A 15,767-nucleotide genomic window follows, 5' to 3' on the forward strand; every position below is an offset into this window, starting at 1 on the left:
TGTTGTCAAGTTTTTTTCTTTACAAGGAAATCGTGGTCAGTCCTCTTCTCGGACTTCTTCGACTGTTTCTTTTTCTTCAAAGACATCCCCGAATAATCCGTGGACGAATTGTTCCGCATCAAACGGTTGCAGGTCGTCGATTTTTTCACCGAGACCAACGAATTTCACCGGTAAATCCAACTCGTTCTTAATCGCAAGGACGATTCCACCTTTCGCTGTTCCGTCCAGCTTCGTCAACACGATGCCGCTGACATCGGTCGCTTGTTTAAAAGCTTTTGCTTGAACCATTGCATTTTGTCCCGTCGTCGCGTCAAGCGCGAGTAACACTTCATGCGGCGCCCCGGGGATTTCCCGTTCGATGACGCGTTTGACTTTCTCGAGCTCGTTCATGAGGTTAACTTTGTTTTGCAGACGTCCGGCCGTATCACAAATCAAGACGTCGACTTTCCGTGCTTTAGCGGCTTGAACGGCATCGTAGATCACAGCAGCCGGATCCGACCCTTCGCCTTGACGGATGACGGGAACGCCGGAGCGTTCGCCCCAAACTTGAAGTTGGTCAATCGCCCCAGCCCGGAACGTATCTCCGGCTGCGAGCATGACCGTCTTCCCTTCGTTTTTTAGCCGGTTCGCCAATTTGCCGATTGTCGTCGTTTTTCCGACACCGTTGACACCGACGAATAAGATAACATTGAGTTCATGACTGAGATCCAGTTCTGTCTCCTCTTCTTCGATTAACATGTTGGCTACGACTTCTACCAGTACGTCACGAACTTCTTTTGTATCCTTGACGTTTTTACGTTTGACTTCGACCTTTAACTTCTCAACAAGATCCATCGTCGTCGTGACACCGACATCTGCCTGAATCAATACTTCTTCCAACTCTTCAAAGAAATCTTCGTCCACTTCCCGGAAACGGTAGACGAGATCGTTGACAGCGTTTGCCAATCCATCCCGTGTCTTCGATAATCCTTCCGTAAACTTCGACGTCACTTCTTGCGTGGATGTCGTCAGACGATCTTTTAATTTTTTAAAGAAACTCATTTTTTTATCTCCTTTGGTTCTGCTTCTTCATTAAGTGTCCGTCTTGCTTCTTCCAGTTTAACGGACAATACTTCAGAAATCCCGTTTTGTTGCATCGTAACACCATAAAGGACATCGGCGGATTCCATCGTTCCTTTTCGGTGTGTGATGATGATGAACTGCGTTTCGCGTGCCAGTTGATGGACAAATTCTCCGAATCGGGCGACATTCGCCTCGTCGAGCGCTGCTTCGACCTCATCGAGGACACAGAAGGGAACCGGTCGGGTTTTTAAGATGGCAAATAATAAAGCAATCGCAGTCAAAGCACGTTCCCCACCGGACAACAAGGACAGATTTTGTAACTTCTTCCCGGGTGGTTTGGCAACGATATCGATACCGCTCGTCAAGAGATCAGTTGGATCCACTAAAATCAAATCAGCTTCCCCACCGCCGAACAGTTCCTGGAAAGTCTCCCGGAAATGTTCCCGGACGGCTGTATATGTCTGTTTGAACAATCGGATGACTTCCCGGTCCATTTCTTCGATGACGGCATACAAATCCGTTTTCGCATTGACTAAATCGTCACGTTGCGCCGATAAAAACGTAAAGCGTTGATCAACTTCGGCAAATTCCTCGATGGCACCGAGATTGACAATCCCAATTTCCTCGAGTTGGCGCTTTAAGAGATGCAATTCTTCCTTGGCTTCCTCGAATGAGGTCGTCAACGGTTGAATCAAGTCCACGATCAGTCCCATTTCCTCCAGTATTTCATGACGCGTCTCAAGACGTGTACTGAGTCGTCCTTGGGCAAGGCGGGCTTGATCGAGACGTTGCGTCGTCCCCTGACGTGCTTCCGTCAACTTCGCTTCCTGAATCCGTAGCAGACGTAGAGATTCCGCTGCCTGCTTGATTTTGTTCGTCACAAGCGTTAACTCACGTTCAACTGCAGTTTGTTCTTGCTCCATCTGCATTTTTTCTGCGTGCAGGGCATCTATCTTCGCTTCGTCGAATCCTTCCAAAACGTGCTTCAAGTCACGTCGTTTATGACTTCTTTCTAATTTCGCATGACTCAGCGTCTCCCGCAGACGCATAACTTCACGGTCAATTTGATCCCGTGTCATACTGACGGTCCGTTCCTCAAGTAACGCTTCCGCTTGTTGTTGTTTCAATTCTTCAACCGCAACCGCTCCGCGTGACTGCGCTTCTTTCAGCTGATCGAGTGCCTGCCGCAGTTCCCCTTGACGGTTCGTCAACAGTTCCATGTCCTGCTCCGATGTCGCGATGATGGTTTTGGCTTCTGCCGCTTGTTCCGCGAGACGGTTCAATTGACCATCATTAACCGATAATTCAGAGGAGGTGACGGCGAGACTACGCTTCGCCTCTGTAAAGGCTTCACGAACACTTTCCAATTGCGCCTGGACAAGTTGAATGTCGCGGACGTTTTCTTCAAGCGATTCGCCGAGTTGTTTGACCGCTGTTCTCATTTCATCACGACGTCGCTCTTGTTCACGAATGACGGCCTGACCTTGCTTTAAGCCTGTTTTTAATTCTTCCAGTTCACGAGACTGGCTGAAGAGAGGTGTTCCTTTCTTCCGGCTGCCTCCCGTCATCGATCCTCCGACGTTGACGACGTCACCTTCGAGCGTCACGATCCGGTAACGATGCCCTGTTGAACGGGCAATCGTATTGGCTTGCTCAAGCGATTCGACGACGAGTGTCGTGCCCAGTAGGTTATCTTTCAGCTTTGTGAAGTCTTCTCGTGTCGTGACCAGATGACTCGCGACGCCAAGATAGCCCGGCATACTTGACAGACTTTCTTGAACGGACGTACTCAGTTCACGACGCTGAATGGATGAGAGCGGCATGAATGTCGCCCGCCCGGCGTTTAATCGACGCAGTTCTTGAATCAGTTTTCGTCCTGTCGCATCTGTATCGACGACGATATTTTGCATCGCTCCGCCTAATGCGGTTTCGATCGCCGCCTCAAAACGGGCCGGAACGGTAATCAGTTCCGCGACAGCACCGTGGATGCCTGCCATCCGGTCCCGTTGTTTCAAGACTGTTTTGACGGCACCGAAATAACCACTGTAGTCGGCTTTGACGGATTCTAAAAACTCAATCCGGTCTTCTGTCTTATCACGACGCCGGTGCAGATCCAGGATGGATTGTTCCATTTGGCGTAATGTCTCTTGTTGTTGCCGATTCCGTTCCTGTTGTGCTTGTTCTTCTTGACGCAATGTTTCCAAACGATCGCGCAACTCTTCCACTTGTTGCCCTAGACGGATCGTTTCAGCTTCATACGTTGAACGGTCCGTTTGTTTTGAACCGACATTTTCCGAAAAGCTGTGTTGCTGTTCTTCTGCATGAAGAAGATCTTGTTTGGCACGGTGGTACGCATTGGTCGTCGCCGCCAAACGGCTGGCTACTTCAAAGGCTTCCGAACGCAATTGTTCCGCTTCTTTTTCAAAATCCCGGTCAGAGTAAGATAAGGCAGCATCAGCTTTTTCCCGTTGCGCGACAGTATCAAGGTACAGTTGGTGTGTCTGTTGCTGTTGTTTTAGTATCGTCTGTTCCTCTTGCTCGATTTGCGCGACCCGTTGTTCCGCAACCGTCACTTCTTGCTCAAGACGCTCTTTCATTTCCGTCCCGTGTTTTTCCCGTTCTTTGGCCAGATTCAAAGCCCCTTCGATCTCAACGAGTTTCGTTGATACATGCCGTAAACGATCTTGCATCTCCGTCTCTAGCCGTCGTGTCTCTTCTAATGACGCTTCTTGCGTTTCCCGTGTATCGATCGTACCTTGTAACCGGTCCTGTTCTGCCAGCAATTGTGCTTGGCATGCTTCAATCTCCGTCGACACGTCAGCAAGCTGCGTCATATAGTGTTGGATTTCTGTTGCGATGATACCGCGTTCCAAAAAGTCGTAACGCTCCCGTGCGACTAAGAATTCCTTTGCCAGTGATGCTTGTTCCCGTAACGGCTCGATTCGCCCGCCGAGTTCAAACAAAATATCGTCGATACGCGATAAATTCGTTTCCGTATCCGTTAATTTTCGTTCAGCTTGTTTTTTGCGATTCCGGTATTTCAAGACACCAGCCGCCTCTTCGATAACGGAACGTCGTTCTTCCGGTTTTCCGGAAATGACTTGTTCGACCCGGCCTTGACCGATGATGGCAAACGCGTCACGTGATAATCCAGTATCGAGAAATAAATCAAGCACATCCTTTAAACGGCATGGTTTTTTGTTTAAAAAGTAGTCACTGTCCCCGTTTCGCGTCACACGTCGTGTCACACTGATTTCTTGATACGGCAAAGCGACCGTTCCCGACTCATTGTCGAGCACAAGGGTGACTTCCGCAAATTGTTTCCGTTGTTCCGATATACTGCCGGCAAAGATGACATCCTCCATCTTCGCACCACGTAATGATTTAGCCGACTGCTCACCGAGCACCCAGCGGACTGCATCCGATATATTCGACTTCCCGCTGCCATTCGGACCAACGACGGCCGTGACTCCCGGTAGGAAGTCGAGCTCCGTCCGACTGGCGAATGACTTGAAGCCATTGATTTCAATTCGTTTTAAGTACATCTTGACCACCCATATGTTTAAATTTCTTTTGATTTTCTTTTAGTTTACCATAGCCGAGAGGTCTACAAAATGGTAGCTTTTATGGTAATGTTAAGCATAAAGAACTGAAGAGGAGCATATCAGACATGACGATTGAACAAATGATTGAAGCAATTTTGGATAAATTAAACATTATTAACAAAGGTGTCATCAAGGCGGATCAATTTGACGGTACAAAAAATGACGACTTAAAAGAGATTTATGAATTTGTCATGATGCGCGATTCTTTATCCCTTGCAGAAGTGGATGCGATTGTCGACGAGTTAAAATCCTTAAAAACCGTCTAAAACGCAGGAAAAGGCACTCCATTTAAAATGGATGCCTTTTTTTCATACACTGTTTTTTAGGACGAGTAAGGCTTGCTTTGCAGCTTGCTGTTCGGCTTCTTTTTTTGACCGGCCGGTCCCAATGCCTTCTAATTTATCCGCAACATGGACACGCGAGATGAATTCCCGGCTGTGTGCCGGACCGCGTTCTTCAATGATTTCATACTCAATTTGTCCCAGTCCGACACGCTGAATTGCTTCTTGGAGCTGACTTTTAAAATCTGTCTGTTCTTCAAAAAATCCGGATGCCACTTTCGGAAAAACCGCTTCGGCGAGGAATTGTTCTGCAGCTTCGATCCCTTGATCGAGGTACAAGGCACCGATGAAGGCTTCAAACACATCCGCTAATAGTGCCGGACGATTTCTTCCCCCTGTCAGTTCCTCCCCTTTACCAAGTAGAATCATTTCAGAGAACTGATAATGATTCGCGAACTGGACCAGTGACGGCTCACACACGATGGCCGCACGCAGCTTTGTTAATTCCCCCTCGGAACGTTCCGGATAGTGCTGAAAGAGATAGCGGGAGACAGTAAGTTCAAGTACCGCATCGCCTAAAAATTCAAGACGTTCGTTATCTCCATCTGATTCACGTTGTTCATTCACAAAAGAAGAATGCGTAAACGCTTGCTTCAGTAGCTCCACATTGGAAAAATGAATAGCAAGACGCTCCTGAAGCTGCTCAAACTTTTGTTCAATCTGCGCCATAGCCCGAGAGTCTTTACGTCGCTTTACATAGGGTCCTTTTCGGACACGACGCCCTTTTTGATTCGTCATAATGCCTCCTAAACAGCTAAATCCCACCGCAAAAACAGCGGTGGGTCCAGCTTCATGTATTAGACTTGTGTTTCGATGTAGCTGACGACATCGCCGACTGTTTTTAGGTTTTCTGCTTGGTCATCTTCGATTGTGATTTCGAATTTGTCTTCGAGATCCATAACGAGTTCCATGACTTCAAGTGAATCTGCACCGAGATCGTCTTTAAACGATTTGTCGAGTGTGATTTCACTTTGTTCTTTGCCTAACTTCTCTGCGATTGCTTCTTGCACGTCTACTAAAATTTGTTCTTTTGTCATTTGAAAATCCCTCCATGAGTTGAGTATATAAGATGATTGCCAATTTGGCAAAGTACTACCACTGTTTAATTACATTGTCATGCCGCCATCAACAGCCAAGGTTTGACCCGTGATGTAACGAGCATTGTCTGACGCGATAAAACTAACTAACGATGCGATATCTTCCGTTTGACCAAATCGTTTTAACGGAATTTGATCCAATGTCTGATTGCGTTGTGCTTCTGTCAATTCATCCGTCATATCGGTTTCAATGAAACCAGGACAAATCGCATTTGCCGTCACACCTTTACTTGCCAGCTCACGTGCCACCGACTTCGTAAATCCGATCAGACCCGCTTTTGCGGCTACATAATTGGCTTGACCGGGATTTCCGGTAATTCCAACGACAGAAGCAATATTGATGATACGGCCGCTCGATTTCAACAATGGTCGCGTCGCTGCTTGTGTCACAAGAAACGCACCTTTTAGATTCGTATTCAGAACAGCGTCAAAATCTGCCTCTTTCATACGCATCAATAAACCATCACGCGTAATCCCCGCATTGTTGACCACACAATCCAATTGTCCGTACGTATCAAGTGTCGTTTTCAATAACGCTTTTACTTGATCCGCATCAGCAACATCTGCTTGAACGGCGATGGCTTCACCACCCGCATCAACGATGGTTGAAACGACTTCTTCTGCTTTTGCTGTATTACCGGCATAGTTCACAACGATCCGGAACCCGTCTGCCGCAAGACGTTTGGCGATCGCAGCTCCGATTCCGCGTGAAGCGCCGGTCACAAGGGCTACTTTACTCACTGAACGGCCTCCGCTTCTAATTGTTCAAGCGTCGTAATACTGACGATCTTGACATCTTTTTTAATCCGTTTGACGAGTCCGCTGAGTGGCGAAGACGGTCCGAATTCAATAAATGTATCGGCACCTTCTGCAATCAGTTTCTCCACACATGCTTCAAACCGGACAGGTGAATACAACTGTTGGACAAGCAAACGAATCAATTCGTCCGGCTGATCGTGAAAATCACTGTCGACATTTGAAATAAATTTCGTTTTCGCCGCCTGAAAAGGGGACGAAACTAAGATGTCTTCAAAACGGGGAGCGAATGGTGTCATCAAGGACGAATGGAATGCCCCGGATACATCAAGCGGCAAGACACGTTTAGCACCCAACTCTTTTAATTTCGCAGTTGCCGTCTCTACCGCAGCAACTTGTCCCGAAATGACGAATTGTCCCGGACAGTTGTAGTTTGCGATTTGAACGATTTCTCCGGTCGCCGCAATGGACTCAACGGCATGATGTGCGGCTTCGACATCGTTTAAACCAATGACAGCCGCCATCGTTCCGCCGGTGACCTGATTCATCAGATTTCCACGTTCACGCACCAAATATACTGCTTCACTGGCAGTCAAAACGGAAGCCGCAACGAGTGCACTGTACTCTCCGACACTGTGTCCGAGTACGAAGTCCGGTCGGTGACCAAGTGATGCGTAACGCTCTGCTAACAACGTGCTGTGAGCAACGATGGCCGGTTGCGCGATTTCGGTCGGCTTCAAGTCCTCTTTTGTACCCGTCGTCAATAAATCCGTCAAATCGAGTCCGATCCGTGTACCTAGATCCTTCAATGCCTGACGCGTATCGTCCTGTTGTACGAGTGTTTGACCCATGCCCGGCATTTGTGAGCCTTGACCAGGAAACATCCAAACTGTTTTACCCATCCGCCTCACTCCTTTAGATTTCTTTTGTTGCCTTCGCCTCAATGATTTTGGCGACGACTTGTTGGTCGACCATCAATTGCGCCTGTGCCAACGCCCGACTGAACGCATAGGCGTTGCTTGAGCCGTGCGCTTTGATGACTGGAGCGGCAATCCCGAACAACCCGGCTCCGCCATATTCCTCGTAGGCAAGCAATTGTTTCATTTTCTTCAGTTTCGGCTTTAAAATCAATGCCGCGATTTTGGAACTGAACGAACTCATGAATTGTTCCTTCATGACACCCATGATCATGCTGGCAGCGCCCTCTGTACTCTTTAGCAGCGTATTTCCAGCAAAACCTTCTGTCACGATGACATCTACTTCACCACTCATCGCTTCTCGCGCCTCGACGTTCCCAACAAAATGGATTGGAGCGGTCTCAAGCAGAGGATACGTCTCTTTCGTCAGGGCATTCCCTTTGCCGGCTTCTGATCCGATATTCAGTAATGCCACTTTCGGTTGTTTAATTCCTCTGACTTGTTCTGCGTAGACCGATCCCATGATTGCATAATCCAAAAGATGTTCTGCTTTTGCATCTGGATTGGCACCGACATCTAAGATGACGACCCCTTTTCCATTTCGTGTTGGGAAAGTCGGCGCTAATGCCGGACGGTCAATTCCTTCGATTCGACCAATCACGAACAATCCTGCTGTCATGAGAGCACCTGTGTTGCCTGCTGAAATCAGAGCATCTGCTTCTTTTGATTTCACCAGGTTTGCAGCCACCACAAGTGAGCTGTCTTTCTTGCGACGGATTGCCCGGACCGGTTCGTCTTCTCCGGTAATGACGGATGCCGCATGCACAATCGTCACCCGCGGGTCTTTGATATCATACGAACGGAGCTTTAATTCATCACCAACCAGACGAATCTCCAATTGTTCAGTTGGACGTTCCGCCAAAAACTGAACGACACCTTCCACGATGGCGCGCGGTGCATGATCGCCGCCCATTGCGTCTACTGCTAAAATCATTTTGACTCCTCCTTACTACTTCGGTACACCGTAAATTCACCAATGAATACACACTCATCGCCAACAAAACTTTCGACGTTGATGTCCGAGCGTCCATCCTGCCGGTGCGAACTGACGAAGGCTTTCGCCACGACACGTTCACCGACGTGAACAGACCGTGTGAACTGGACATTGGCTTTTGTCGTTAAGGCCAATTCGTCGTCAATCAAGGCAATCGCAAGTGAGTTGGCTTGCGCAAACAAGATGTGTCCACGAGCAATCGCATTTCGGCTGAATGCGTGTTCCGGTAAAATTTCCAAAATGGAAATGGCTGATGTATCGAGTTTCAGGTCAATCATATCACCAATGACTTCATTTTCAGTCAATGTACGCACATCGTCCAGTCGTTCCGTCGCCACATGTTTAATGCGTTCACGTAATTCGGGAATCTTCATCTCCATTCGATCCAATCGAATCGTCTGGATGCTGACGTTGAAATGTGTCGCCAGCGCTTCATCGGTGATGAAAGGATTTTGTTCAATTGTATGCTGTAATTCTGTTTGTCGTTCCTTTTTAGGTACCCGCATGTACGTTCCTCCTACAAGAAGGATAACTACCATTATTACCTGGTACTAATAGTAGTATATATCCCCTGTTGTTCACTTTCAAGTATTATTCAATTCTTTCTCCATCAAGCAGTCCTTGCTGTTCGATGTATTGCCGTAAAACCATGTACTCCGGATGTTGCCAAAAGGCATCTGAACGCAATAGACGGACCGCGTCATTTCGTGCGGTTTCCATCACGTGAATGTCGAGTGCCGGATCCGTCAGCACAAAGCGGGGCAGACCACTCTGTTCCGTTCCGAAAAAGTTCCCTGCTCCTCGTAATTCCAAATCTTTTTCAGCCAACTTAAAGCCATCATTTGTCTCTGTCATCGTCTTAATGCGTTCTTTCCCTGTATCAGAAGAAGGATCGGCAATTAAAATACAAAAAGACTGGGCATCTCCCCGTCCGACACGACCTCTTAATTGGTGCAGTTGGGCTAAACCAAACCGTTCCGCGTCATAGATGACGATGATCGACGCGTTCGGGACGTTGACCCCGACTTCGACGACAGTCGTCGAGACGAGAATCTGGACTTGATTTTCTTTAAAGGCCTGCATGACATCCTCTTTTTCAGACGAACTGAGTCGCCCGTGCATCAGACCGACTTGATGTGTCGAAAAGCGTTCCGTCAAAAGCTGGTGCAGTTCGATCGCATTTTGCACATCCAGTGATTCAGATTCCTCAATCAACGGCGTGATGATATAAGCTTGATGACCGAGCAGTAACTCTTTTTCGACAAAGCCGAAAACACGTTCCATCTGTTCCGGTTTCGCCCAGTATGTTTCAATTTCTTTTCTTCCTGCCGGCATCTCGTCAATGATTGAGACATCCATATCACCAAAAACGGAAATGGCAAGTGTTCTCGGAATCGGTGTAGCCGTCATGTATAACACGTCTGCCTGATCGGCTTTTGCCCGGAGTCGTTTCCGCTGTTCGACCCCGAACCGATGCTGTTCATCCGTGATGACGAGATGAAGATCCTTGAAGACGACCGTGTCTTGAATCAACGCATGTGTTCCGACCAACACATCAATTTCGCCTTGCCGCAGGGCTTCGAGCAATAGAACCCGATTTTTCCCTTTGACGGAACTTGTCAATAAGCCGACCTTGATGCCGAGCGGCTCAAGCAACGGTGCAAGCGACGACGCATGTTGCTCGGCTAAAATTTCAGTCGGGACCATTAATGCGCCTTGTTTGTTCGCACGAACTGTGGCGTATAAGGCAATCGCCGCAACGACCGTTTTCCCGCTCCCGACATCTCCTTGAAGGAGTCGGTTCATTCGTTCCGCACGGTGCATATCGTTTAAGATTTCTTCCGTCACACGCTGTTGGGCGCCTGTCAAAGGGAAAGGCAGGTTTTGAATGAATTGCTCCATTTCTGGTTGAAAGAGCGGTAAAGCAATCCCTTGTCCTTTACGTTTTCCAAGGCGTAACGTCTGTAACTTCAATTGAAAATACAGACATTCTTCATACACATAACTGCGCCGTGCCGTCGTCAGGTCTTGACGGGTCGCCGGGAAATGTAACCGTTTCAACATCGTCATCCGATCCAGTAAACGGTATGTCTTGCGAATCGGCTCCGGAATCCGTTCGTCAAGCGGCTTACTTTCCGCGAAAGCCAGTTCGACGACACGTCGGAACGTTTTCATCCGCATGTCTCCCTTTAACGAATAAACCGGTGTTAATTCGCCTTCGATTGCTCCGAATTGGAGTTCCGTCGCGGAAATCGTCATCCGGTGCAGGTCCCATTTTCCACTGACCGTCACTTCTTCTCCCAGTTTCAACTGGTCTTTATAAAAAGCACGATTAAACATCGTGACGGTAACACTGTACCGGTCTTCAACAAGCAAACGGAACGTCAACCAGTTTTTTCCTTTTCCGTAATAGCGGACCAAGGCTTCCGATTGCACCTGACCGGTGAACTTGACTTTATCCTCGTGGATCGCTTCTGTTAAACTGCCCGTCACGAAGTCGTCATAACGAAACGGGACGTGCTCAAGCACGTCCGCAATCGTCAAAATATTCATTTCTTCAAGTTTACGGGCTAAATCACGCCCGATTCCTTTTAAAGTCGTTACGTTACTTGATGGATTCATTCGAGAGTTCCCCAAAAATTTTAGATTCCAGCCAGCGCCCCGTTGGAGTGTTCGCAAGACCACCTTTTGCCGTTTCCCGTAAGGCGGACGGCATCATCTGTCCAATCTCATACATGGCCCCTATGACCTCATCACACGGAATTCGTGATGTAATTCCGGCAAGTGCCATATCAGCAGCGACCAGCGCATTTGCCCCACCCATGGCATTTCGTTTCACACACGGTACTTCGACCAGTCCAGCGACAGGATCACACACGAGCCCCAACATATTTTTAAGCGCGATGGCGAAGGCGTGGGCAGATTGATCCGGTGTTCCACCTGCCATTTCAACGATTGCGGCAGCAGCCATTGCCGTTGCCGAGCCGACTTCTGCTTGGCATCCGCCCGCTGCACCGGAAATCGAAGCATTGTTCGCGACAACGAAACCGAATGCTCCGGAAGTAAACAAGAAACGCAGCATCTGCTCTCGGCTCGGATTTAAGCGTTCTCTGACAGCGAATAGTGTTCCCGGTACGACCCCGGCACTCCCAGCGGTTGGCGTCGCACAGATTTTACCCATCGCGGCATTGACTTCATTCGTTCCAATCGCTTTGCTGACAGCGTCCAACAACAAATCACCGGACAATCCCCGACCACTCGCGCGGTAACGTTGTAACAAGACCGCATCACCGCCTGTCAAACCGGTGACCGATTCGACCCCGTCCCCTGTCAAAGAACGTTCGACTGCCGCTTCCATCACTTCTAAATTTCGTTCCATCATCCCGAGTACTTCGTCCCGTTCGAGGTGACGAACCGTCATTTCCTGCTCAATCATGATTTCTGAAATCGGTACCTTTTTTTCAGTCGCCAGTGCGACAAGTTCTTTTACGGATTTAAACATCTCTTCACTCTCCCATCATGACAGAACGCTCGACTTGTGGTAACCGGTTAATTTCTTCAAGTACGGCAGTTGGCATCCGGTCATCGATTTCAATGGCCATTAATGCCTGCTTACCTTTTTCATGACGCGATACTTCCATGTGTCCGATGTTGATTTCATAATCGGCCAAGATGCTCGTGACTGCCGCAATTGCCCCGAAGCGGTCATGATGCAAGACGATCAATGCGGGACCTCCGCCGGACAAACGTAATGGTACTCCGTTCAGTTCGGTAATCTCAATCGTTCCCCCGCCAATCGAGATGCCTACCAACTCAAATTCCGCCTGTCCATCCGTCAAATGAACGCGTGCCGTATTCGGATGGTCTGTCAGCGCTTCGCTTGTTTCAAAATGAATCCGGATTCCTTGTTGTTCCGCAATCTTAATCGATTCCGGAATCCGGTCGTCAAACGTATCATAGCCGAGAACGCCGCCGATGATGGCGACGTCTGTTCCGTGTCCCCGGTACGTGTCGGCAAATGACCCATAAAACGTAATCGTAATATCCGTTGGCTGTTCACCAAACAATTTCCCTGCCATTAATCCGATTCGCGCCGCCCCTGCCGTATGCGAACTGGATGGTCCGACCATGATCGGACCGATGATATCAAATACACTTCGGTACTTCATCTTTTTTCCCCTCTCTTTCCAAATCAAACAAAAATCCCACCTCTATTATCGCAGATGGTGGGATGTGTGAAAAGGTACGTTCACGTTTTATATTATTCGACGCTTAAGATATACGAGTAGAGCGGCTGTTTGCCATCGTGCACTTCTACTTCTGCGTCCGGGTTGACTGATTCGATATAGGCGACCAGTTCGTCGACTTCTTCTTGAGCCACACCTTCACCGAACAAGACAGTGATGATCTCATCGTCTGGTGTAACCAGTGTATCAACCAATTTCTTGACAGCACCAAGACTCGAACGATCCGTTGCGATAATTTGTTTTTCGGCAATCGCCATGTGATCGTCTTTTTTAATCTCGACACCATCAATGCTTGTATCACGGACGGCATATGTCACTTGACCGGATTTGACGGCTGCGATTGCATCCATCATATGCCGTTCGTTTTCTTCGACGGTCGCTTCCGGATTGTAGACGATCGTCGCCGCCAATCCTTGGGGAACTGTCTTCGATTTCACGACAGTTACACCACAAGACGCAACCGATGCCGCTTGTTCTGCCGCCATGATGATGTTTGAGTTGTTCGGGTAGACATAAACGTGTTCCGCGTGCGCATCCTCAATGGCTTTGACAATGTCTTCCGTTGACGGGTTCATCGTTTGTCCGCCTTCGATGACAACACTGACGCCGAGCGATTTGAAGAGCTCACTGATCCCTTCGCCCATCGCTACTGTGACAAGTGCCGACTGGGCTTTTGCTTTTTTTGCAACCGGGGCGGCCACTTGATTAACGCCCTCTTCTTCAAGAATCGTCGAATGCTGTTGACGCATGTTTTCAATCTTGACCGCTACAAGTTCACCAAAACGTTGTCCTTTGGTGATGACTTCGCCCGGTGTTTCAACGTGAACATGGACTTTCAACAATTCTTCGTCTGCGACGACGAGTAAGGAATCACCGAATTCCGCCAATTCATTGCGGAATGCTTCTTCACTGAATGGTGTGTCCGCCAATTTATCGTCTTGGAAACGAACCATGATTTCCGTGCAGTAACCGTAATGGATTTCTTCTGTCGACATGAAGCTCTGAGCCGATTTATGATGCTCTGCTTCGACGAGCGCTTCCATGACCGGCGCGTGGGGCTTCTCTAACTCTTTGCCTTCAAGTGTCGCGAGGAATCCTTCATAAATGCAGACGAGTCCTTGACCGCCGGAGTCGACGACGCCGACTTCTTTAAGTACAGGCAGTAAATCCGGTGTGCCTTCGAGTGATACTTTTGATGCTTCGACGATACCGCGCATCAACTCGAGTAAATCCGTCGTCGTTTCTGATTGGGCAATGGCTGCAACAGCCGTCTCGCGTGCCACCGTCAAAATTGTTCCTTCTACCGGTTTCATGACCGCTTTATAGGCTGTGTCGACTCCTTTTTGTAAGGCATCCGCAAATTCCTGTGTATCGATCGTTTCTTTTCCTTCGATTGATTTTGAGAAACCGCGGAACAATTGACTTAAGATAACACCTGAATTTCCTCGTGCGCCCATTAAAAGACCACGTGCAAACACCGTGGCAACTTCTGAGACAGAATCGGATGTTGTTTTCGATGCTTCCTTTGAACCCGAAGTCATCGTCAAATTCATGTTGGTTCCCGTGTCACCATCTGGGACCGGAAAAACGTTCAGCGAATCAACGAAATCCGCATTTTGATAGAGATTCGCTGCGCCGTTCTGGATCATCTTGACCAGTTGCGCTCCTGTTAAACGATCTACGCTCACTAAAGTTTCCTCCTCTATTCCCGCCTTAGACATTCGTCAAGCGGACTCCTTGGACAAAAATATTCACAGATGTTACTTCTAAACCAAGTGCCTGGCTGAGTGAGTATTTCACACGGCTCTGGACATTGTTTGCGACTTCTGAAATTTTTGTACCGTAACTCACGATGATATGCATATCGATATGAACCTGTTCCGACGCTTGTCGAACGATAACGCCACGCGCAAAGTTTTCACGTTTGAGCAGTTCAGCCAGTCCGTCTTTGATTTGCGACTGGGATGCCATACCAACGACACCAAAACATTCCATTGCCGCTCCGCCTGCAAGTTGCGCAACGACATCATTGTCTACATCAATTTTTCCATAAGTCGTTTTCATCTCGATCGCCACTTGAGTAGCCCCCTTTATTAATTGTGTTCTTCTCATAATTCTACTATAAGGACCTACTATTGAAAAGTCGCCGTACTGACTATACAATGAATATGTGAAAAATAGTAGCGGTCAAATGAACTTTTACCATCATCCTCATATATTATTTTAAATTTTGAGGTTGTCTGTCAAGTTTTTTTCTTGTCAGCTACTTTTTTTATGTTGCAACCGTCTTAACAGCATGCTAAGATAGCAAAGTGTCTATTAGGACGAACGCAAAACAACATAAAAGGAGGCGGAACACATGGCACGTAAATGCTACGTTACTGGGAAATCGCCGAAGTCGGGAAACAACCGTTCACACGCATTGAACAAAACGAAACGCACTTGGGGAATCAACGTACAAAAAGTACGTATTCTCGTTGACGGTAAACCTAAAAAGGTTTGGGTTTCAGCTCGAGCGCTCAAATCAGGTAAAGTCGAACGCGTATAAGGCGCAGTAACCGGATGGGAATCTTCCCTTCCGGTTCTTTTTTTTGTTCTTTTTTTATTTTTCTTCTAAACTAATTGTCTGAATAATTGAAAACGCTTACAATGAGTGAGCAGTTATTTTTTTCAAGGGGGAAGGGTCAA

Annotated in this window: 15 protein-coding genes; 2 read left to right on the forward strand and 13 right to left on the reverse strand. The window is 48.0% G+C overall.

What is annotated here, in order from left to right; genetic code table 11:
• Positions 1-36 precede the first annotated feature (36 nt).
• A complete protein-coding gene (gene ftsY / locus ACHA8N_RS01200) occupies positions 37-1,041 on the reverse strand; it encodes a signal recognition particle-docking protein FtsY (protein WP_147510852.1) in 1,005 nt (334 codons plus the stop codon).
• Positions 1,038-4,607, reverse strand: a complete 3,570-nt coding sequence (smc, locus tag ACHA8N_RS01205; RefSeq protein WP_393964489.1) for a chromosome segregation protein SMC — start codon at positions 4,605-4,607, stop codon at positions 1,038-1,040. The genes ftsY and smc overlap by 4 nt, the downstream gene beginning before the upstream one ends.
• A gap of 125 nt (positions 4,608-4,732) precedes the next feature.
• Between smc and ACHA8N_RS01210 the strand changes: the two genes are divergently transcribed.
• On the forward strand, positions 4,733-4,933 hold the full coding sequence (locus ACHA8N_RS01210; protein WP_147510850.1) for a DUF1128 family protein: 201 nt from the start codon (positions 4,733-4,735) through the stop codon (positions 4,931-4,933).
• 42 nt (positions 4,934-4,975) lie between these two features.
• Here ACHA8N_RS01210 and rnc read toward each other — a convergent pair whose 3' ends face one another.
• The 11 genes from rnc to ACHA8N_RS01265 all read right to left on the reverse strand — a co-directional run bounded on the left by rnc (position 4,976) and on the right by ACHA8N_RS01265 (position 15,155).
• On the reverse strand, positions 4,976-5,746 hold the full coding sequence (gene rnc / locus ACHA8N_RS01215) for a ribonuclease III (protein WP_393964490.1): 771 nt from the start codon (positions 5,744-5,746) through the stop codon (positions 4,976-4,978).
• Between the two features lie 59 nt (positions 5,747-5,805).
• The gene (acpP, locus tag ACHA8N_RS01220) at positions 5,806-6,045 is read right to left on the reverse strand and encodes an acyl carrier protein (RefSeq protein ID WP_012370777.1); all 240 of its coding nucleotides are present in this window, start codon (positions 6,043-6,045) and stop codon (positions 5,806-5,808) included.
• Positions 6,046-6,114: 69 nt separating this feature from the next.
• Complete coding sequence (fabG, locus tag ACHA8N_RS01225; protein WP_147510849.1) at positions 6,115-6,846, reverse strand: 3-oxoacyl-[acyl-carrier-protein] reductase; 732 nt, start codon at positions 6,844-6,846, stop codon at positions 6,115-6,117.
• Positions 6,843-7,763 (reverse strand): ACP S-malonyltransferase, encoded by a 921-nt coding sequence (gene fabD / locus ACHA8N_RS01230; RefSeq protein WP_393964491.1) that lies wholly within the window; start codon positions 7,761-7,763, stop codon positions 6,843-6,845. The genes fabG and fabD overlap by 4 nt, the downstream gene beginning before the upstream one ends.
• 13 nt (positions 7,764-7,776) lie before the next feature.
• Entirely contained in the window at positions 7,777-8,772 is a 996-nt protein-coding gene (gene plsX / locus ACHA8N_RS01235; protein WP_147510847.1) for a phosphate acyltransferase PlsX, read from the reverse strand.
• Entirely contained in the window at positions 8,769-9,338 is a 570-nt protein-coding gene (gene fapR / locus ACHA8N_RS01240) for a transcription factor FapR (RefSeq protein ID WP_012370781.1), read from the reverse strand. The genes plsX and fapR overlap by 4 nt, the downstream gene beginning before the upstream one ends.
• 85 nt (positions 9,339-9,423) lie before the next feature.
• Positions 9,424-11,454, reverse strand: a complete 2,031-nt coding sequence (gene recG, locus ACHA8N_RS01245) for an ATP-dependent DNA helicase RecG (protein WP_393964492.1) — start codon at positions 11,452-11,454, stop codon at positions 9,424-9,426.
• Positions 11,438-12,334, reverse strand: a complete 897-nt coding sequence (sdaAA, locus tag ACHA8N_RS01250; protein WP_393964493.1) for an L-serine ammonia-lyase, iron-sulfur-dependent, subunit alpha — start codon at positions 12,332-12,334, stop codon at positions 11,438-11,440. Before sdaAA ends, recG begins: the two co-directional genes overlap by 17 nt.
• Before the next feature lie 4 nt (positions 12,335-12,338).
• Positions 12,339-13,001, reverse strand: a complete 663-nt coding sequence (gene sdaAB / locus ACHA8N_RS01255) for an L-serine ammonia-lyase, iron-sulfur-dependent subunit beta (protein WP_147510845.1) — start codon at positions 12,999-13,001, stop codon at positions 12,339-12,341.
• A 92-nt stretch (positions 13,002-13,093) separates the two neighbouring features.
• A complete protein-coding gene (locus tag ACHA8N_RS01260) occupies positions 13,094-14,767 on the reverse strand; it encodes a DAK2 domain-containing protein (RefSeq protein WP_393964494.1) in 1,674 nt (557 codons plus the stop codon).
• A 25-nt stretch (positions 14,768-14,792) separates the two neighbouring features.
• Complete coding sequence (locus tag ACHA8N_RS01265; protein WP_014970720.1) at positions 14,793-15,155, reverse strand: Asp23/Gls24 family envelope stress response protein; 363 nt, start codon at positions 15,153-15,155, stop codon at positions 14,793-14,795.
• Positions 15,156-15,438: 283 nt separating this feature from the next.
• Between ACHA8N_RS01265 and rpmB the strand changes: the two genes are divergently transcribed.
• Positions 15,439-15,627: a 50S ribosomal protein L28 gene (rpmB, locus tag ACHA8N_RS01270; protein ID WP_012370787.1), complete on the forward strand. Its 189-nt coding sequence runs from the start codon at positions 15,439-15,441 to the stop codon at positions 15,625-15,627.
• The last annotated feature ends 140 nt before the right edge of the window (positions 15,628-15,767 follow it).

It is taken from the genome of Exiguobacterium sp. S22-S28 (assembly GCF_043359615.1).
Taxonomy (GTDB): Bacteria; Bacillota; Bacilli; order Exiguobacteriales; family Exiguobacteriaceae; genus Exiguobacterium_A.